The organism is Mycobacterium toneyamaense, from assembly GCF_055384815.1.
Map to the genome: position 1 here is coordinate 4,749,340 of NZ_AP040333.1, position 19,376 is coordinate 4,768,715.

Genomic DNA, 19,376 nt, shown 5'->3' on the forward strand with positions numbered 1-19,376 from the left:
GGGTACGCGGGCGCTCGCGGTTCGTGGGAGCTACGCGCTTCGTTTCCTTGCGCGCTCGCTCATCAGAGTGCTCGTTTCCTCGCGCGAGCGCTCGTCAGAAGAACCCCTGGGCCTTCGTCGAGTACGAGACGAGCAGGTTCTTCGTCTGCTGGTAGTGGTCCAGCATCATCTTGTGGTTCTCGCGGCCGATTCCGGACTGCTTGTAACCGCCGAACGCGGCGTGCGCGGGGTACATGTGGTAGCAGTTGGTCCACACGCGGCCGGCCTTGATGTCGCGGCCCGCCCGGTAGGCGACGTTGCCGTTGCGCGACCACACGCCGGCGCCGAGGCCGTACAGGGTGTTGTTGGCGATCGAGATGGCGTCGTCGTAGTCCTTGAACGACGTCACCGACAGCACCGGACCGAAAATCTCCTCCTGGAAGATCCGCATGCCGTTGTGGCCGGAGAACACCGTCGGCGTCACGTAGTAGCCGCCGTTGAGGTCGCCGCCGAGCTCGGCCCGCTCACCACCGGTGATCAGCTGCGCGCCTTCGGATTTGCCGATCTCGATGTAGGACAGGATCTTCTCGAGCTGGTCGTTGGAGGCCTGCGCGCCGATCATGGTCTCGGTGTCCAGCGGGTCGCCCTGGCGGACGGCCTTGGTGCGGATGGCGGCCAGCGCCAGGAACTCGTCGAAGATGTCTGCCTGGATCAGGCTGCGCGACGGGCAGGTGCAGACCTCGCCCTGGTTCAGCGCGAACATCGTGAAGCCTTCCAGCGCCTTGTCCTGGAAGTCGTCCTCGGCGGCCATGATGTCGCTGAAGAAGATGTTGGGGCTCTTGCCGCCCAGCTCCAGGGTGACCGGGATCAGGTTCTGGCTGGCGTACTGCATGATCAGCCGGCCCGTGGTGGTCTCGCCGGTGAAGGCGATCTTGGCGATGCGGTTGCTCGACGCCAGCGGCTTGCCGGCCTCGACGCCGAAGCCGTTGACCACGTTGACAACACCCGGCGGCAGCAGGTCGCCGATGAGCGAGAACAGGAACATGATCGACGCCGGGGTCTGCTCGGCGGGCTTGAGCACGATCGCGTTGCCGGCGGCCAGCGCGGGGGCCAGCTTCCAGACGGCCATCAGGATCGGGAAGTTCCACGGGATGATCTGGCCGACGACGCCGAGCGGCTCGTGGAAGTGGTAGGCGACGGTGTCGTCGTCGATCTCGGAGATCGAGCCTTCCTGGGCCCGCAGCACGCCCGCGAAGTAGCGGAAGTGATCGACGGCCAACGGGATGTCGGCGTTCAGGGTCTCGCGGACCGGCTTGCCGTTGTCCCAGGACTCGGCGACGGCGATGGCCTCGAGGTTCTGCTCCATGCGGTCGGCGATGAGGTTGAGCACCCGGGCGCGGGCGGCCGGCGAGGTCTTGCCCCAGGCCGGCGCGGCGGCGTGCGCGGCGTCCAGCGCCTTCTCGATGTCGGATTCGTCCGAGCGGGCAATCTCGATGAACACCTCACCCGTGACCGGGGTACGGTTCTCGAAGTAGCGACCGGCAGCGGGTGCCACCCACTCGCCGCCGATGAAGTTGTCGTAGCGGGCCGGGTAGGTCATCACCGAACCCTCGGCACCGGGACGCGCGTAAACAGTCATGGGTTCACTCCTCCAGTGGGTGACAAAACACAGATGTGCTGCTGGTCACTAACGGTACGCAGAAGTGGGTTGCAACACAGTTGCATCGTTGAACGCGATGGAACCGGAGCCCGTCAGCCGAGGTCGGCGTCCAATCCCGCCAGGTGCCCGACCGCCTGCGCCCGCACCACCGCGTCCGCCGACGGGTGGTTGCGCAGTAACTGCCAGCCGTGCCGGTCGTCGCGGCCGTCGGGCAGCGCCAGCCACCGGCGCAACAGGCCAACATGTCCGGCCGCGGACGCCGACAGCACCGCGGTCCGCAGGCTCTCCCCCAGCTCGGTGCGCAACCGGGCGATCGCCGGCGACACCGACTGCGGCAGCAGCGCACCCGAGTAGTGGGACAGCGCGGCGTCGACATCACCGCGGTGCAGCGCGGCGAAGACATCGGCGACGTCACTGTCGATCGGGGTGAGCAGCCGGTAGGGCCGCGACGCCACGTACTGGGCGCCGATGACCCGGCGCAGGCGGGACATCTCGACGCGGATGGTGACCGAGTCAAGATCGTTGTCGTCCAACAACATTGCGAGATGGTCGGCGCTCAGACCCTCGGGATGACGGCTCAGCAGAACCAGGATGTCGGCGTGCCGGCCGCTCAGGGTGTGCTGGCGCGGTTGTCCGTCGTCGCCGGTGGCGACCCAGCGCGGACGGTCACCGCCCAGCACCGTCAGGCGAGCCATGGTCACCGGACTCGGCGTGGGCTGCAGCAGCCGCTGCAGCGCCAGGTGGTTCTCGATGGCCATCACCGTCGCGCGCACCAGGCCCAGGGTCTGGGCCGAGGCAATCTGGCTGTCACCGGTGAGGTCGACGCAGCCGATGAGCTCGCCCGTCGTCGGGTCGTGCACCGGCACCGCCGTGCAGGTCCAGGGCTGCACCAGGCGGGCGAAGTGTTCCGAGCCGTGGATTTGCAGTTCCCGGTCCAGCGCCAGCGCGGTGCCCGGAGCGTTGGTGCCGGCGCTGCGCTCGCTCCAGTTGGCGCCGGCCACGAAGTTCATGGCCTCGCCCCGGCTCAGGGCCGTCTTGTCGCCCTCGACCCACAGCAGGGTGCCGTCGGCGGCGGCCACCGCCACCATGACACCGCTGTCCTTGGCGTCCTCGACCAGCAGTTTCCGGATCACCGGCAAGGCGGCCGCGATGGGTTGTTCGGCGCGCAGCTGGTCCAGGGTCTTGGGCACGACGGGCGTGAACTGCGCACCGCCGAGGTCGGGGTCCACGCCCGTGGCCAGGCTGCGGCGCCAGCTGTCGGCGATGACGGGACGGACGGCCGCGGGGTCCAGGTGCTGGGCGTCGATCTCGCCGGTGACGAACCGCTGGTGTACCGCGCGCAGCGTCGAGCCGGCCGGCGACCCCTCGGTGCGGCTGGTTCCCACGACACTCACACTCCTCGCAGGTCGGATACACACCTGCGTGGCCGCCAGGGTAGTCGACCTGGGTGTTCTAAGACACAAGTTGGGCCCTGCGCGCGGCATGACTGTGTGGTCCCGCCCCCGGCTCTCCTCCGGGGGCGGGACCACACAGGGCTTGTGGTGAGGCTAGAAGACCCAGTCGCCCGCCGCGCGCCGGTCGGTCGCGGCGATGTCATCGGCGCCGTCGCGGACGGCGTTGCCGAGGCTGTGCAGGATGTCGTTGAGGGCGGCCGCCGACTGGTTCCAGCGGGCCTGTTCGGCCTGGAACGCCTCGGCCGCCTCCCGGGTCCAGGTCTGCTGCAGTGGCGCGACCAGGTGCCGGAGCTCTTCCAGCGACGTGTTCATCCGTGCCGAGGTGGCATGGATTTGTTGGCGGACGGTGAACTCGATCTCGCCGAAGTGGTACGACAGTGCCGGTTGCATATGCCTTGTCCCGTCAGATCGCGTGGCCGGTGGCGCCGATGCGCTGGGCATGGTCGTCAGCGGCCTGGCTCAGCACCGCCGCGTTGGCCCGGATGGTCTCGGCGATACGTTGCAGTGACGCATGCAGTTTCATCGATTCGCCGTTCCACCGGCTCACCACGTCCTGGAATCTGGTCGCCGCGGCGCCGCCCCATACCGTCGGCGGGATGGCGGTCATCTGACCGATGAAATTGCCGAGCATGGCCCGAATCTCCTCGTTGCGGACCTCGACCTTGCCGGCGATGCCCGTCATCAGATCGAAATCGGTAGTCAGAGCGCCACTTTCCGGAGCTGTCATGATTTCCTCTCCATTGGTTTGATTGTTCAGACGTTTGCCGACGGCGTTCGGTTCCATTGCCGCCCAGGTTTTTTCAATCGGTCCGGCGCGCGGAGCGGATCGCGGTGTCGCAGGCCGCTTGGACGGCTGCGCCCTGGCACCCCACGGCGATCCGGACCGGGCCGTCAAGCAGCACCGACCAGTCGACGGTCCGCGCGCCGCGCACCTCGCGATACCGCACGGCCGCGCGTCCGGCACTAACCGCGGCCTCCTGGAAATCCAGGATGATCCCTCTGGGCAGCTTCGCCGACGCCTCCCGCAGCGCCCGCGCCGCCACCTCGAGCGTCTGCTCCTGGGGCACCACCGACTGGGTGAGGTGGATGATCTGCCCGCGGTCATCGGGCGAAATGATCTGCAGCCGAGCCGAACCCGCGCCGGCAACCGCCCGATCAACCGTCCAGCGCGCCGGGACCTGTACCGCCACCCGGCCCTCCACGAGCCAGGAAAATTCCGGGTCGGTGGCAGCGGCGACCGCAGGCGCCGGGCCGTCACGGGTGGACAGGCCCAGTCCCCCGGCACCGAGGACGGCGACGGCCGCCGCGAAGCCGATCGCGATGTGTGCCCGCGCCAGACGTGGTCGGGCCGTGGTCGGTGGCGGGTGCGTGTCGGCGTCTGTGCGCAGGTCGTCGCAGCTGAGAATCTCGGCCGGGACACCCTGATCCTGCAGCAGCGCTTGGATTTCGGCGGCCAGGGGTGCGCCATCGGGGACGCCGATGGGCGCATCGATCACCACCCGGGTGTCCCACGTGGTGCGCGCGATGACGGCCTCGGCGGTGGCGCTGTCGGTGCGTCGTACGACCGACGCGGCCGATCCCGGACGGGAGATCGTCACGAGCTCCTCCCCCAGTTCGACGACCGCGCAATCGGGTTCACCGCCGGCCGCCCGGAGTGCGTCGGTTCTCCGCGCTATGACAACGTGGGAAACGCGGCTGGGGACCGCGGCCCGAACCCGCTCGATCCGCGACGGCGACCACCAGGTCGGGCACACCACCGTGACGGCCGATGCGGTACCTGTCGCCGCGGTCATGGCATCGCGCCAGATGCGTTCGGCGGGAACGACTGTGGCATCGAGCACACCCAGCGGCTCGTCGATGCACTCCAGGGCCGACGCGACCAGGTCAGCGTCGATATCCGCCGGCCCGATGATGGTCGTCGGGCCCACCACCACGACTGTCACGGTGGTTCGGTCCAGCCGATCTGGACCAGCTGATCGGTTTGGCCACGGCGCACGACGACGGCCCGGCCAGGAGGCAGCGTCATCGGCCGCGCGGCGCCGAGCAGCGGCCCTTCATCCGGGCTGGTGCTCATGATGATGCCCGTCGCGCCCAGGTCGCGCATGCGCGACAGGAGCGGGTCGAACATGGCGCGTGCGGCACCGCCGGAGCGGCGGGCGACCACGACGTGGAGCCCGATGTCCGAGGCGTGCGGCAGCAGGTCGAGCAAAGGGTTCAGCGGATTCCCCGCGGCACCCACGACCAGGTCGTAATCGTCGACCACGACCTGGATTTCGGGACCGGACCACCAGGAGCGGTCGCGCAACTGCTGCTGCGTGACACCGGGTCCCGGCAGCCTCGCGGTGAGCAGGGTCAGCGCAGCGGCGAGTTCGGCAGCGGTCGTCACGGCCGACATCGCGTAGCCGCACAGGTACGGCGGTTCCACCACCCCCAACAGTGACCGCCGGTAGTCGACGATCAGCAGCTGCGCCCGAGCGGGATCGGTCTGTCCGGTGATCGCGCGGCACAGCGTCCGCAGCGCCGACGTCTTGCCACAGCCCGTGTCGCCCAACAGGATCAGGTACGGATCGGCGCCCATGTCCAGCGCGAACGGTTGCAGGTCCTCTTCAGAGACGCCGATGACGTACCGCGGCGGTCGTTCCGTGGTGGCCGGTAGCTCGGCGTAATCGACGCGCTGCGGCAACAATTCGATCTGGGGCGCGGGCTCTTGATCGGTGAGCGTCACGTCGAGCTGCGGCCGCGCGACCACGAACTCCTTACCGTCTTTGGTGAGGCCCCGGCCAGGAGGACAGGTGGCCAGCAGATGGGCACGGCGGCGGTCCATCTCGGACTCTGCCGGATCACCCAGCCGCAATTCGATCCGGGTGCCCAGGTGGTCTTTCAGCATCGGCCGCAGTTCCGCCCACCGATTCGCGGTCAGGACCACGTGGACCCCGACCGACAGGCCTTGCGCCGACAGCGCGGTGATGGGGTCCTCCAGTGCGTCGAATTCGCGACGCAGCGTGGCCCAGCCGTCGACCGCCAGGACGACCTCACCGTAATTGTCCGGAAAACGGGCCTCGGGCCCGTGCTGCTGCCGAAAGTCCTGGCGCCGGCGGCACACCGATAACAGCTGGGACACGATGCGCCGCAATAACTCCGGCTCGTTCCGACCGGCGACGGTGCCGACGTGCGGGTGCTGTCGCAACGCCGTCAGCGCACCGTCGCCCAGATCGAGGCCGTAGACGCTGAGGCCGTCGGCAGGCGCGGTCACAGCGAGGCCCAGTAGCAACGTCTGCAGCGCAACGGATTTCCCCGAGCGCGGGCCGCCCACGATGGCCACGTGCCCGCCGGACCCACTGAGGTCGGCAACGAGCGGCTCGCGGCGCTGCTGAAACGGGTTGTCCACTAATCCGATCGGGACCCGCAGCGGACCGCCTTCGCTGCCGGCCGCCAGCAGCTCGGACAACGCGGGCGAATTCGTGAGGGGCGGCAGCCAGACCGGATGAGCGCGCGCACCGCGACCGGTCAGCCGGCGCAAGGTCGTGTCCATCAGCGTCGGCCCGGCCGGCGGGTCAGGCGTGACCACCGGGGCCTCGACGGTGAACAGGCGCGGAACCGGGCGTTCGTCGTGGCTCTGTGGGACCGGCCCCGAGACGAATGCAGTGTGAAATCGCACCAGCTTTCCGTCTGCGGTGCGCAGCAACCCCGCACCCGGCGTTCCGGGCAGCTCGTGTGCGTCGGTGACCCCGATGACGGCCCGCGACTCCGCCGCCGAGAACGTCTTGAGGCAGACCCGGTACGAGAGGTGGGTGTCCAGTCCGCGCAGGCGACCCTCGTCGAGACGCTGGCTGGCCAGCAGGAGATGAACGCCCAGTGATCGACCGAGGCGGCCGATGGCGACGAACAGCTCCGCGAAATCCGGATGCTGGCTGAGCAATTCGGAGAACTCATCGACCACGATGAACAGGGCAGGCAGCGGTGGCAGGTCGGCGCCCGCCGCGCGTGCCCGCCGGTGGTCGCCGATTCCGGACAGGTTCCCGGCCGCCCGCAACAGTCCTTGGCGCCGTGTCAGCTCGCCGGCGAGGGCGTCGTGCATCCGGGCGACCAGATGTGCTTCCTGCGCCAAGTTGGTGATGACGGCCGCGACGTGGTTGGCCTGTTCGAAGCCGAGAAACGTTGCACCGCCTTTGAAGTCGACGAGGATCAGATTGAGCTCGTCCGGCGAGTGGGTGCTGATCAGACCCAGGGTCAGGGTGCGCAGGAACTCGGATTTGCCGGAACCTGTTGCGCCGATGCACAAGCCGTGCGGACCCATGCCGTGCTCGGCCGGTTCCTTGAGGTCGAGCTCGACCGTCGCACCGGTGTCGTCGGTACCGATCGGCACCCGCAGCCGATGCCGGGCCGGACGAATCGGCCACCCGTCCCCCGCCACGTCCACGCCGACGAACGTCGTCCGATCATGGTGTCGGCGTGCGTTGTCCGCACCGACGGCCAGGCGGTAGCGCGCCACACGTCGTCCGCAGGTCTCTGCTTGTGCGGCCGTGAGCACGTCGGCGGTCGAGCAGGGCGGAAGCGTCGACGCCGTACCCGGCGCGCCGAGCACCAGCAGTGTCACCGCGTCGGTGTCCACGAAGACGGCGGCCGCCGGACTGTCGACCAGCACCACCAGATGACACCCGGCGATGGCAGTGACGGCACCGAGGTCCGTAAACCGCAGCGGCTGCCCGCTGAGCACGCCCGAGCGATAGTGGTGCGGTAGCCATTTCAGCCAGTCCCACTCGGCCGATCCGGCGACCGCGGCGATCTTCAGCTGGTCGGGTCCATGCCACATAGCCAGCTGGCACGCCATGGCGCGCGCCTGTCCCCGTGGATCATCGCCGCCGACGTCGATCCGCCGCAGCCGATTGACGACGACCGTCACCGGGACATCGGGCACGGTCGCGGCGGTTCGTAGCAGCCGATCGAGTGCCGAGGCGGTCAGCGGATCCGTCGTCCCGTCGCCGGTGGCGGGTACCGGAACGAGTCTGGTGTTGAGTGGGCGTTCCCCGATCCCGACGCGGATTTCGGTGAAATCGTCGTCGTTCCAACGGCGTTGCCACATCCGTTCGGAGCCGGCGAGCGTCCACAGCGTGTCAGGCGGCGGGTGGTTCTGATGTAGTACCCGATGCTGCTCGGCTGCGGTTCGCTCCGCGCACTCACCGATCGCGTCGAGATACACCAGGTACTCACGCCGATCTGCGTCGATCTCACCTGCCCGGCGCGCACCGCGCGACCCGAGGACAGTGCTGCCGACCAGCGACAGCACCATCATCGCCGGAAACAGTAGGAACATCGGATTCCGGCCGGTGGCCGAACCCGAACGGAAGTAGAACACCATCATGCCGGCCATCGCCAACAGCATGAGCACGGGTGCGACTCGGGTGACGACGTTGCCCGACGACAATCGCGGCACCTGTGGTGGTGTCCGGACCTCGATGTCTTCCGCATCCACTGGGACTACGGGAGATCGTGCGACTCTGGTGAATTCCATCGAACTATCAGACGTACCCCGACACCGTTCGGTTCCATCGATTTTCGTGTCGGGTAGGGACCCGATTCGCGGTTACGGTGAGATCGGCATGTCGATCCGGGGGGCGCGATGTCTGAAGCAGTGTGTCGGCTATCCGTACGGACCGACAGTGAACGCACCAGCGACACCACCGATCTGGTGCTGCCTGCGGGCGCCGCGGTGGACGCGTTGCTCCCTGACATCGTGGCGCTGGCACATGCGCGCGCGCCGGAAGGCGTGAGTTGGCACCTGAGCCGGGCTGCCGGGGATCCGATCGACGGGTCATTATCGTTGCGGCAAAACGGAGTTCACGACGGTGACATCCTGGAGCTGCGGCGAAGCACGGTGCCGGAGTTCGGCACGCTCCGGAGGCACACGGCGACCATGGCCGCCGACCAGGCGCCTCGCGATGCCACCGGCCATCTGGTCGGGCCCGTGCTCTGTCTGTGGGCGGTGACCGCCGCGTCCGTGCTGCTGCTCTGGTCTGCTGCGCGCGGCGACCACTTCACGGCAGCCACTGTCGGTTGCGGTGGTGCGCTGGCTGCAGTGGCGATGTCATGGCGGTCCGGCCGGGCGGCGTGGCCGGCCGCCGCCGTCGTGCTCGCTTTCGCGGCGGGTTTCTCGGCCGTACCGGGTGGCCCGGCGGCGCCCAACGTCCTGCTCGGATCGGCGACGGCGTTCGCGGTGGCCCTCGTTCTGCTACGGATCGGTGTGCTTCCCGTATCCGTTGCGGCCGTGGCCTTTACGATGCCGACAATGGTGGCGACCGTTGCGGCGAGCATGTGGTCGGTGGCGCTGGCCAGTACCGGGGTGGCCACCACCGTGGCGGCATTTGTGGTGCTGTCGGCCGCGCCGCGGTGCGCTGTCACCGTCGCGGGACTCACGCCGCGCTCGGCGACGGTCACCGACGGCGATCCGCAACGGATCGAGCTGGCGCAGCGGGTGCTCACGGCGATGGTCGTGGGCGCGGCCGCTGCCGCGGCGGCCGGCGCCGTCGTGGTTGCAATGGGCGCCGTCCATGAGTCCCGGACCTCGACGGTGGTGTTCATCTGGGTGGCGACGGCCGCGATTGCGCTGCGGGCACCGTCCTATCGGCATCCGGCACGGCGGTGGGCGGTCATGGTCGCGGGAATGGTCTGTACCACTGCGGCTTTGGTCGTCACCGCGATGGCATTCCCCGGCTGGGCCGCCTGGCTCGGCGGCGGCGTCATCGCGGTGGTGCTGGGCGCTCAGCGGATCGGACGGGTGAGTGCCACGGTGGGCCGAGGCTTTGTACATCTCGAATACGTGGCACTGGTCGCCGTGCCGGCATGCGCACTCTGGACCGCAGATGTTTTCCGCCTGGCGCGTGGCCTGTGAGCGCCCTGCGACGGGTCATCGCTGTCGCCTTGACGATCACCATCGCGTCGGCCGCTCCGTGCGCACATGCCATCGCGCCGAAACCGGTTGATCACAGCCAACTTCCCGGACCCGCGGCCCCGGCGCCGCCCGGTAGGACCGAACAATCGGACCGGTGTGCGACGGCGAAGCCGGCTGATGCCCGTCCCGCAGACCAACCCGACATGCTCAATCTTGCTGCGGTGTGGCCGCTTTCCCGCGGCAGCGGACAGCTGGTGGCAGTGATCGACACCGGCGTGGCCCGGCACCGACTGCTCCCCCGCCTGGTCGCCGGCGGTGACTACGTCTCGTCCGGGGACGGTACGCAGGACTGCGACGGCCACGGTACGGCGATCGCCGGACTGATCGGCGCCGTTGCCCCGGACAACGGGACCTTCAGCGGTGCGGCACCCGACGCCACGATCCTGGCGATTCGACAGTCCAGCAACAAGTTCCGGCTGACCGACGATCATGAGATATCAGGGGTGGGTGATGTCGAGACGCTCGCCCGTGCGGTGCGCTCGGCCGCCGACGCGGGCGCCACTGTCATCAACATCTCGTCGGTCGCCTGCATGCCCGCCGCGGACCCGCTCGACGACCGGTCGTTGGGCGCCGCCCTGGCCTATGCGGTCGATGTCCGCAATGTCGTGGTCGTCGCGGCGGCGGGCAACGCCAGCGGTGACTGCGCGGGGCAGAACCCGCTGTCCGATCCCAAACGGCCGGGCACGCCGGACTGGGACACGGTGCACACCGTCGTCAGCCCGGGCTGGTACGACGACTACGTGCTCACCGTCGGATCGGTCAGCCCGAACGGGACGCCGTCGCCATTCAGCCTGGCCGGACCCTGGGTCGACGTCGCCGCGCCCGGCGAGTCGGTGGTGTCACTGAGCGCGCAGGGCGACGGACTGGTCGACAGCCGGCCCGACGGGCGCCCGCTGTCGGGCAGCAGCTACGCCGCACCCGTCGTCAGTGGTGTTGTCGCACTGGTGCGTTCGCGACTGCCACAATTGTCGGCCCGCCAGGTGATGGCCCGTATCGAAGACACCGCGCGCCATCCGGCCGACGGCTGGAACCCCCAGATCGGCCGCGGCGTGGTCGACCCGTTGGCCGCGGTCAGCGGCGGTGTGCCGACACCCGCCCCGGCGCGGGTGTCGACCGGGCAGAGTGCGCCGGCGTCCGGCTCCGATCATCGGCCGTCGCGGCGCATCGCCTTCCTCGGCACCGCAATCTGCATCGCGGTGGCGGCTGTCGCCGCGACCGGGCGGCGCCGGTCACCGCGATAGGCAACCGAAGGTCATTGCGTGTGCAGGTCGGCGAAAACAGATTCAGATGGCGTCCGTCCGCCCCCACCTTGACGCCCCTACCTACTAGTAGGTAGGCTAGCTTGCGTGGCACGAGCTCCGTCGACAGCAGACGAAATCCTTACTCACGCAGAAAGACTCATCATCGCCGGCGGCTACAACGGCTTCAGCTACGCCGACATCGCGAACGAAATCGGCATCCGCAAGCCGAGCATTCACCACCACTTCCCCACCAAGGCCGATCTTGTCCGGACCCTGGTGAGCCGTTACCGGCAGGAGGCCCTCGCCGGAATCGCCGAGATAGAACGCCACGTCGGCGATCCCATCGGCATGCTGCGTAGCTACGTCGATTACTGGCGCGCCTGCATCGCGGACGCGAGCCATCCATTTTGCGTCTGCGCCCTCCTGGCCGGCGAACTACCTTCCCTCCCGGAGCAAGTCGCCGACGAGGTGACCGCTCACTTTCGCGCACTGTCGGCGTGGCTGACGTCGGTTCTCGAGCGGGGCGCCGAGCAGCAACTGATTCGAATCGAGACAAGTCCCGGCGTCGACGCCGAGGTGTTCATGGCCACCGTGCACGGGGCGATGCTGTCCGCCCGCGCCTACGGCGATGCCGCAACGTTCGCCACCGTCGTAACCCCTCTGGTCAACCGACTCGACGCGATGGGCTCCACTCCGACGGCAACTGCGTGAACACCACGGCGGCAGCACCAATGACGAACAAGTCGTCGAAGTGAGCAATGCGGCGCACCCGCCGAAACCGATTCGTCGCGGCGATCGAAATCATTGAGAGGAAACCCATCATGTCAATCCACCAAGCAAGCCCGTCCGAGACCGACCGTGAGCAGTGGTTGAAGGTCTACTACTTCGTTCGCGCAGCCTTCTCCTTCGCCTGGGTAGCTGGCGCGCTGACGCTCGCCCAGCACAGCCTTCCGCTGGCCTCGGGGTGGCTCATCCTCTATCCGCTGTGGGACGCCGCCGCGAATTTCTGGGATGCCGCGCGAAGCGGTGGACTGGCGCAAAACCGCAGCCAGTTGATCAACGTTGCGGTCAGTCTGATCGTCACCGTCGTGGCTGCCTACGCCCTGTTCGCGGGTACGACGTGGGTACTCGCGGTCTTCGGCGCGTGGGCCACCCTTGCCGGGTTGCTGCAACTCATCACCGCCATTCGACGTTGGAAGGTCGGCGCGCAGTGGGCGATGGTCCTCAGCGGCGGCCAGTCGGCGCTTGTCGGGGGCCTGTTCATCACCCAGGCTCACACGCCGACCATCGAGTCGGTCAAGACCCTTGCCGGATACGCGGCGATGGGCGCGATCTACTTTCTCATTTCAGCGGTCTGGCTGACGGTGAAGGCCAAGCGCACCAAGGCAATAGGTGTCCCGCACGACGGGGACGCACGCACCGCGAAGCTCAGTCGACGGTCACGGGGCTAGCGGATCGAACGTCGTTGTCGCCGTGGCCAATTCGGACATGACATCGCCGACATCTTTGCGGCGTCGCCAGGCCCGACGCTGCCGCATGGCCCCGTTGCCCTGCTCGGCGATGCGGGCCAACTCGTCGCGGGCCATGTCATAGTCACCCAGCGCTTCGAGGGCCGGGCGGAGGTTCTCGATGAATCCGGCGAGCAGAACCCGGGCCGGCGCCATCGAGCAGTCGCCCGCCAAGTCGATCGCCTCGCCGTCGAGCCCGTCATGCGCCGCCTTCCAGTGCGCGGCGCGCAGCGTCCAATCAGCAAGGCGTGGTATCGGTTTCCCACGTTCCTTCGCGTCCAGCGCCGTCATCACCGCGGCCCGGATGAGCGTGGCCAGTAACACGGTCTCGGCCACTGTTGCCGGCACATCGGCCACGCGCACCTCGACGGTCGGGAAATTGGCAGACGGCCGCACATCCCAATAGAGCATGCCGTCGTCGAGCACCGCACCGGCCCGCGTCAGGGTGTTGGTGACGGCGTCGTAGTCCTCGACCGAGTCGAAGTATGGTGGCGGTCCGGCGCTCGGCCAGCGGGTCCACAGCACGCCCCGGAAGCTGGCGTAACCGCTGTCGGTGTTGCGGTAGATCGCGGAGTTCGCGCTCAGCGCAAGGAGCAGGTGCAGGTACGGCCGGAGCCGGTTGCTGACGTCGACGGCCGCCGCCCGGCTGGGCACCGCGACGTGCACGTGACATCCAGAGATGCCCTGCTCATGAGCGATCATGCCGAAGCGGTCGGCGATGCGGCCGTAACGCTCGGTAGTCGTCACCGGGAACGCGTGCGGCACGGTCGGCGGTAGCGCGACGGCCAACAGCCGCGCCCGCTGTGCCTCGGCCGACTCGGTGGCGACGCGGCGCAGCCGAGTCAGTTCCGCACGCAGATCGTCGCTGCTACTCATTACGGCGGTCGTGGTCTCGACCTGGCACCTGGTCAACTCGAGCTGTAGGTCCACACCGCGTGCGGCCGCATACTCCGCGACCGCCTGATTACGCGGAGTGGGCGCACCGTCGCGGTGATCGACGAGGAGAAATTCCTCCTCCACCCCGAAAGTCGGCAGGTCGGTCATGGCACCTGGAATGCCCCGGAGGCCACCAGGGCAAACCCGCCGGCTCGCTATGGCGACAGGCCGTCGCGCTGCACCTCGGCCGCCGCCACACTCAGCTCGGGGCCGCCGGGCAACCGGGCCAGCAGGGGCCAGGGCGCCGGCAGCGGCGCACCCTCCACCCCGAGGTACTTCGCCGTCTCGGCATCGTGGAGGCCGTACCGCACCCCGCTGTCCGTGACCAGGTACAGCGGTCCGGTCACCGATCCACCGGTGGCCCCGGTGGCGTGCACGTAGGCGTAGCGGCCCGGCGGGATCGCCACGGCATCGATGTTCGGACCGTCACCGTCTTCTTGCGCCAGCGTCCTCATCGCCTGGCCGGGTTTCCCCTGCACGACAACGGTTTCGGCGCGGCTGTCGTCCGATCGCCAGCGGGCGCAGACCGGGGCCTCGCTCGGCAGGGGCGGGCTCGCCCGGTCCGGAAACGTCGACACGGCAAGGTCGTGGACCGCGGGGATGGCGGCGATGGCCGCCGGCGCCACACTGCGGAGGTCACCGTCGTCCACGCCGTGGGTGAAGCGGATGACGTCGGCCGCCACGTCACCGATGCGCTGCAGACCACCGCTGAGGACCACGTGATGTTCCGGGGCGTCGGCGCGGCTCACGCGCAGCACCTGCCCGACGACGAAACCGCCCGGGCCCGTCCTGCCGAGGGCCGGGATCGGCGGCGCCGTGATCGCGGGAAGTTCGGACAGCAGGTCGAGGAACGATCGCGACACCTGCCGGGGCGTGACGCCGTCGAGCCGCAGCGCTCTGACCACCGCGAGGTCACGCAGATCCACCGCGGCGCGCTTGCCCCCGTACAGCAGATAGGTGGTGGACAGGTGCTCCCCCGCCGCCGTCGCCAGGATCGGTCGTCCGCCATCGGGTCCGACAGCGCCCTCGCCGGCGATCAGTGACGTCCGGCCGCTGTCGCACACCTGCCACGACGCCGCCGCGAGTGGCCGGCCCAATTCAGCTGGGGCACCCGGGATTCCGATGAGAGGCCCGCGCGGTGCGCTCGCGATGGCCGCCGCGTCCACCGCGACGGGGTTGACCGCGGACCTCGCGACGAGCCGGGCCGACGCGAGATTCAGCGCGGGGTGCCACGTCGGCCCGATCCGCACGTACAGCGCGCCGGTGTCCCGGACCATGACGATGGGCGCGTCTCCCAGCCTGCCCGCCGGCGACGCGATCGCGATGACCGCACAGACCGCCACTGCCAACAGTCCGACGAGCCATCCTGACGCGTACGAAATCGATTGCGCGCGAATCGGTTCGTCGACCATCGCCGCGTCACCACGCACCAGTGCATGCATCAGCCGCCGCGTCTGAAAACGCCGGCCGCTGGCCTCCAGCTGCGCGCCCTGCCCCCGAGCCATGTCCATCCCCCGGCTAGCAGCCTAACCGCGGACGGCCACCCGTCCCGACGCCAGTTTTCTCGGGGATTTGTGCACGATTTTCCGCGCCGACCGCGGAAAATCGTGCACAAATCCCTAGGAGACGTCGACCCAGTCCAGGGTGCGGCCGACGGCCTTCTGCCAGCCGGCGTATCCGGCGGCGCGCTGGCCGTCGTCCCACGACGGTGCCCAGCGCTTGTGCTCCAGCCAGTTGGCGCGCAGCTCGTCAGGGTTCGACCAGAACCCCACACCGAGCCCGGCGGCATACGCCGCGCCGAGCGCAGTGGTCTCGGCGACAACGGGTTTCACCACTTCGACGCCCAGCACGTCGGCCTGGATCTGCATGCACAGTTCGTTGGCGGTGATGCCGCCGTCGACCTTGAGTACTTCGAGGTGCACGCCGGAGTCCGCGGCCATGGCGTCGACGACGTCGCGGCTCTGGTAGCAGATGGCCTCGAGGGTGGCCCGGGCGATATGGGCGTTGGTGTTGAACCGCGACAGCCCGACGATCGCGCCGCGCGCATCCGAACGCCAGTACGGCGCAAAGAGTCCCGAGAACGCCGGCACGAAGTAGACGCCGCCGTTGTCCTCCACCTGGCGAGCCAGCGTCTCACTGTCGGAGGCACCGGCGATGATGCCCAGCTGGTCCCGCAGCCACTGCACGGCCGACCCGGTGACGGCGATCGAACCCTCCAGCGCGTAAACGGGTTTCGCGTCACCGAAGCGGTAACACACAGTCGTCAGCAGGCCGTGCTCCGAGCGCACGATCTTCTCACCGGTGTTGAGGAGCAGGAAATTACCTGTGCCGTAGGTGTTCTTGGCCTCGCCCGCCGACAGACACACCTGCCCGACCATGGCGGCCTGCTGGTCGCCGAGGATGCCGGTGACCGGTACCGGCGCGCCGAGAGGGCCGTCGGCCGCCGTCAGGCCGTAGGGCTCCGACACCGACGACGACGCGATGGCCGGCAGCATCTGGCGCGGAATCCCGAAGAACGACAACAGTTCGTCGTCCCAGTCCAGGGTCTCGAGGTTCATCAGCATGGTGCGGCTGGCGTTGGTGACGTCGGTGACGTGCACGCCGCCGCGGGTACCGCCGGTCAGGTTCCACAGCACCCACGTGTCGCAGGTGCCGAAGATCGCGTCACCGCGTTCGGCGGCGTCCCGCACGCCGTCGACGTTCTCGAGGATCCACTGAATCTTGCCGCCGGAGAAGTAGGTCGCCGGCGGCAGACCGGCCTTGCGGCGGATGACGTCGCCGTGGCCGTCGTGTTCCAGGGCCGAGGCGATGCGGTCGGTGCGGGTGTCCTGCCACACGATCGCGTGGTAGTACGGGCGCCCGGTGTGCTTGTTCCACACCATGGTCGTCTCACGCTGGTTGGTGATACCGAGCGCGACCAGATCGGACGCCGACAGCCGGGTCTTGTTCAGCGCGGTCTGCAGCACCGAGCCGGTGCGCTCCCAGATCTCGACGGGATTGTGCTCGACCCACCCGGCCCGCGGCAGGATCTGCTCGTGCTCGAGCTGGTGGCGTCCGACCTCGCGACCTGAGTGATCGAAGATCATCGCCCGGGTGCTGGTGGTGCCCTGGTCGATGGCCGCCACGAATTCGGCCAATGGCCCGTCCTTCCGCTCAAACGCTGCATCCGCTGTCGGACATCACGGTAGGAGACGCGGGCCTGTCACGCGATGCATTGCGGCAACCGGCGCGGGCGCGTCGGACGCCGAATGTCAGTTCTCGCGGGCGCGGCGTTCGCGGTACGCCGCGACGTGCTGGCGGTTCCCGCAGTTCCCGGTGTCGCAGAAGATGCGGGATCGGTTGCGCGACATGTCGATCAGCACCGCGGTGCAGTCCGACGCCGCACACGTCTTGAGCCGGCGCAGTTCACCGGCGCGGATCAGGTCGGCCAGGGCCATCGCCATCTCGGCGCCCATGCGCTGGGCGAGCGGGTCCTGGTCGGCCGCCAGGTGCAGGTGCCATTCCGGCATCTCGGGGTGTCGCGTCAGCCAGGGGTTGGCGCGGGTGTCACTGAGCAGGGCGTTGACCTGGCCGACCACCGCCTCCTCGTCGTCCGCCGCGGCCCACAGCAACCCGAGCCGTTCGCGCAGGGCCTGCACCGCGGCCAGCTCCGCGGTGTCCCGGTCGCGCCGGCCCGTCCAGCCGAAGTCGTTCAGATACCCGTCGAGGGCCGCCAGGTCGGCCAGCTGGTCGCCGTCGACCCGGTCGCTGTTGATCAACACGCACGCCGCGCGCAGCGTGAGCTCCGTGTCATGACTGAAATTCATTTGACTCGTTACACCCGCCCTCCGTAGCGTCATGACCAATCCCAACTTCACTCATTACATCATCGGAGGTGGCCCGTGACTGCGTCGAACGGCACCGCGGCCGGCCACTTCCGGACCGGCATGATCTTTGCCGTCGCATCCGCCTTCACCTTCGGGATGGCCGGTGCCCTGGGCAAGTCCCTGATCGAGGCGGGCTGGAGCCCCACCGCCGCGGTGGTCGCCCGGCTGACCGGCGGCGCGCTGGTCATGGCCGTGGTCGCGACGATCCTGCGCCGCGGCTGGGTACGCGAAGCGCTGAGCCACAAAGCGACGGTCGTCGCCTACGGCGCCATCCCGATCGCGGGCGCCCAGCTGTGCTACTTCAATGCCGTCACCTATCTGCCGGTCGGCGTGGCACTGCTGCTCGAGTACGCCGCACCCCTGCTGGTGGTCGGCTGGGTATGGGCCACGACCCGGCGCCGCCCCAGCACCCTCACGCTCGCCGGCGTCGCGATCGCCATCGCCGGCATCACGCTGGTGCTCGGCCTGGTCGGACCCGGCAGCCACACCGGAACCCAGATCAGCCTCGCCGGCATCGCCTGGGGCATGGGCGCCGCCATCTGCGCCGCCTGCTACTTCGTCATGTCCGACAAGGCCAGCGCGGACGGCACCGGCCTACACTCCATCACCCTGGCCACCGGCGGCCTGATCGTCGGCGCCGCTGCGGTGGCACTGCTCGGCGTCTCGGGCGTCATGCCGCTGGCCTTCACCAGCCACGCCACCACGCTGGCCGGCCTGACGACGTCCTGGCTGGTCCCCGTCATCGCCCTGGCCATCGTGCCGACCGCACTGGCCTACACCTTCGGCATCATGGGCATCGCCCGCCTGCAGCCCCGGTTCGCCTCGCTGGTCGGCCTGTCCGAGGTGATGTTCGCCGTGCTGGCGGCGTGGGCACTGCTGGGTGAGGCCATCACCGGAATCCAATTGCTGGGCGGAGCGGTGGTGCTGGCCGGCCTGGCGCTTGCCCGCCAGGGCGACCGCGGCGAAGCGACCTGGCACGACGACTGGCCCGACAGCCCGGAGGGTTTGCCAGCAGGTCAAACAATTGGCCGTAGCTGAGCCCCATATGTGAAGATGGCCCGCGTGACCTTGCTCAGCATGTCGGTCCGAGTGGCCGCAATCGCCGCCACCGTCATCTCCGGAACCGCGCTGCTGCCGTCGGCACCCGCCCAGGCAGACCCCTGCCCGAACATCGAGGTGATCTTCGCCCGCGGCACGCACGACGACCCCGGCATGGGCCGCGTCGGCTCGGTCCTGGTCGACGCCATCCAGCCCCTGGTCGGCAGCCGCACCGTCACCGGCTACGCCGTCGAGTACCCGGCGTCCTACGACTTCCTCACCGCACAGGACGGCGCGGCGGACGCGCAGAACCGCATCGCCTTGATGGCGCAGCAGTGCCCCAGCACCAAGATCGTGCTCGGTGGGTACTCGCAGGGCGCCGCGGTGGTCGACATGCTGGCCGGCGTTCCGCCGCTCGGTGACCGGATCGGCGATGTCGGCTCGGCACCTCCGCTGCCCACCGAACTCGCGAACCGGGTCGCGGCTGCCGCCGTATTCGGTAACCCGTCGGCCAAGTTCAGCCATCCGCTGGACTCCATCGGCCTGTTCTCGAACCGCTCGGTGGACCTGTGCCTGTGGGGCGACCCGATCTGCTCGCGTGGCCGAAACCCGTTCGCGCACTCGCGCTATGAGTCGTCCGAGTACATCGGGCAGGCCGCGCAGTTCATCGCATCCCGCGTCTGACCGGCGGCGGACCGGCTGTCGCGGGAGCACATCGGGAGTCGCGGTTAGGATTCGGTGTGAT

The 19,376-nt window shown here is 68.9% G+C and carries 16 protein-coding genes; 6 read left to right on the forward strand and 10 right to left on the reverse strand.

Annotated features, from left to right (window positions below; genetic code table 11):
- Positions 1-94: 94 nt before the first annotated feature.
- The 6 genes from adh to eccCb all read right to left on the reverse strand — a co-directional run bounded on the left by adh (position 95) and on the right by eccCb (position 8,605).
- Positions 95-1,618 carry an aldehyde dehydrogenase gene (gene adh, locus ACZ5IQ_RS22880; RefSeq protein ID WP_293019358.1) on the reverse strand — a complete coding sequence of 508 codons (1,524 nt, stop codon included), beginning with the start codon at positions 1,616-1,618 and terminating at the stop codon, positions 95-97.
- A gap of 113 nt (positions 1,619-1,731) precedes the next feature.
- Entirely contained in the window at positions 1,732-3,024 is a 1,293-nt protein-coding gene (locus tag ACZ5IQ_RS22885) for a GAF domain-containing protein (protein ID WP_020101487.1), read from the reverse strand.
- Between the two features lie 162 nt (positions 3,025-3,186).
- Positions 3,187-3,483 carry a WXG100 family type VII secretion target gene (locus tag ACZ5IQ_RS22890; RefSeq protein ID WP_020101486.1) on the reverse strand — a complete coding sequence of 99 codons (297 nt, stop codon included), beginning with the start codon at positions 3,481-3,483 and terminating at the stop codon, positions 3,187-3,189.
- A gap of 13 nt (positions 3,484-3,496) precedes the next feature.
- Positions 3,497-3,820, reverse strand: coding sequence for a WXG100 family type VII secretion target (locus tag ACZ5IQ_RS22895; protein ID WP_064859830.1), 324 nt, complete (start codon positions 3,818-3,820; stop codon positions 3,497-3,499).
- Between the two features lie 73 nt (positions 3,821-3,893).
- Positions 3,894-5,036 (reverse strand): type VII secretion-associated protein, encoded by a 1,143-nt coding sequence (locus tag ACZ5IQ_RS22900; protein ID WP_064859814.1) that lies wholly within the window; start codon positions 5,034-5,036, stop codon positions 3,894-3,896.
- Complete coding sequence (gene eccCb / locus ACZ5IQ_RS22905; protein ID WP_064859813.1) at positions 5,033-8,605, reverse strand: type VII secretion protein EccCb; 3,573 nt, start codon at positions 8,603-8,605, stop codon at positions 5,033-5,035. Before eccCb ends, ACZ5IQ_RS22900 begins: the two co-directional genes overlap by 4 nt.
- Before the next feature lie 108 nt (positions 8,606-8,713).
- Between eccCb and eccD the strand changes: the two genes are divergently transcribed.
- The 4 genes from eccD to ACZ5IQ_RS22925 all read left to right on the forward strand — a co-directional run bounded on the left by eccD (position 8,714) and on the right by ACZ5IQ_RS22925 (position 12,734).
- Complete coding sequence (gene eccD, locus ACZ5IQ_RS22910; protein ID WP_133425281.1) at positions 8,714-9,982, forward strand: type VII secretion integral membrane protein EccD; 1,269 nt, start codon at positions 8,714-8,716, stop codon at positions 9,980-9,982.
- Positions 9,934-11,283 (forward strand): type VII secretion-associated serine protease mycosin, encoded by a 1,350-nt coding sequence (gene mycP, locus ACZ5IQ_RS22915; protein WP_133425282.1) that lies wholly within the window; start codon positions 9,934-9,936, stop codon positions 11,281-11,283. Before eccD ends, mycP begins: the two co-directional genes overlap by 49 nt.
- A 105-nt stretch (positions 11,284-11,388) precedes the next feature.
- A complete protein-coding gene (locus ACZ5IQ_RS22920) occupies positions 11,389-11,994 on the forward strand; it encodes a TetR/AcrR family transcriptional regulator (protein WP_133425283.1) in 606 nt (201 codons plus the stop codon).
- A 47-nt stretch (positions 11,995-12,041) separates the two neighbouring features.
- Complete coding sequence (locus tag ACZ5IQ_RS22925; protein WP_244602407.1) at positions 12,042-12,734, forward strand: DUF308 domain-containing protein; 693 nt, start codon at positions 12,042-12,044, stop codon at positions 12,732-12,734.
- On the opposite strand, the gene ACZ5IQ_RS22930 is transcribed toward ACZ5IQ_RS22925, so the two are convergent.
- From ACZ5IQ_RS22930 to ACZ5IQ_RS22945, 4 genes are all read right to left on the reverse strand, one after another.
- Positions 12,723-13,835: a glutamate--cysteine ligase 2 gene (locus ACZ5IQ_RS22930; protein ID WP_464480344.1), complete on the reverse strand. Its 1,113-nt coding sequence runs from the start codon at positions 13,833-13,835 to the stop codon at positions 12,723-12,725. The genes ACZ5IQ_RS22925 and ACZ5IQ_RS22930 overlap by 12 nt on opposite strands.
- Before the next feature lie 47 nt (positions 13,836-13,882).
- Positions 13,883-15,232, reverse strand: a complete 1,350-nt coding sequence (gene eccB, locus ACZ5IQ_RS22935; protein WP_212806891.1) for a type VII secretion protein EccB — start codon at positions 15,230-15,232, stop codon at positions 13,883-13,885.
- 114 nt (positions 15,233-15,346) lie between these two features.
- Positions 15,347-16,864: a glycerol kinase GlpK gene (glpK, locus tag ACZ5IQ_RS22940; RefSeq protein WP_212806892.1), complete on the reverse strand. Its 1,518-nt coding sequence runs from the start codon at positions 16,862-16,864 to the stop codon at positions 15,347-15,349.
- Positions 16,865-16,978: 114 nt separating this feature from the next.
- Positions 16,979-17,533, reverse strand: coding sequence for a CGNR zinc finger domain-containing protein (locus ACZ5IQ_RS22945; protein WP_020101471.1), 555 nt, complete (start codon positions 17,531-17,533; stop codon positions 16,979-16,981).
- A 120-nt stretch (positions 17,534-17,653) separates the two neighbouring features.
- Between ACZ5IQ_RS22945 and ACZ5IQ_RS22950 the strand changes: the two genes are divergently transcribed.
- Together ACZ5IQ_RS22950 and ACZ5IQ_RS22955 are read left to right on the forward strand one after the other, a co-directional pair.
- Positions 17,654-18,631, forward strand: coding sequence for an EamA family transporter (locus ACZ5IQ_RS22950; RefSeq protein WP_464481503.1), 978 nt, complete (start codon positions 17,654-17,656; stop codon positions 18,629-18,631).
- Between the two features lie 15 nt (positions 18,632-18,646).
- Complete coding sequence (locus ACZ5IQ_RS22955; RefSeq protein WP_464480345.1) at positions 18,647-19,315, forward strand: cutinase family protein; 669 nt, start codon at positions 18,647-18,649, stop codon at positions 19,313-19,315.
- Positions 19,316-19,376 lie beyond the last annotated feature (61 nt).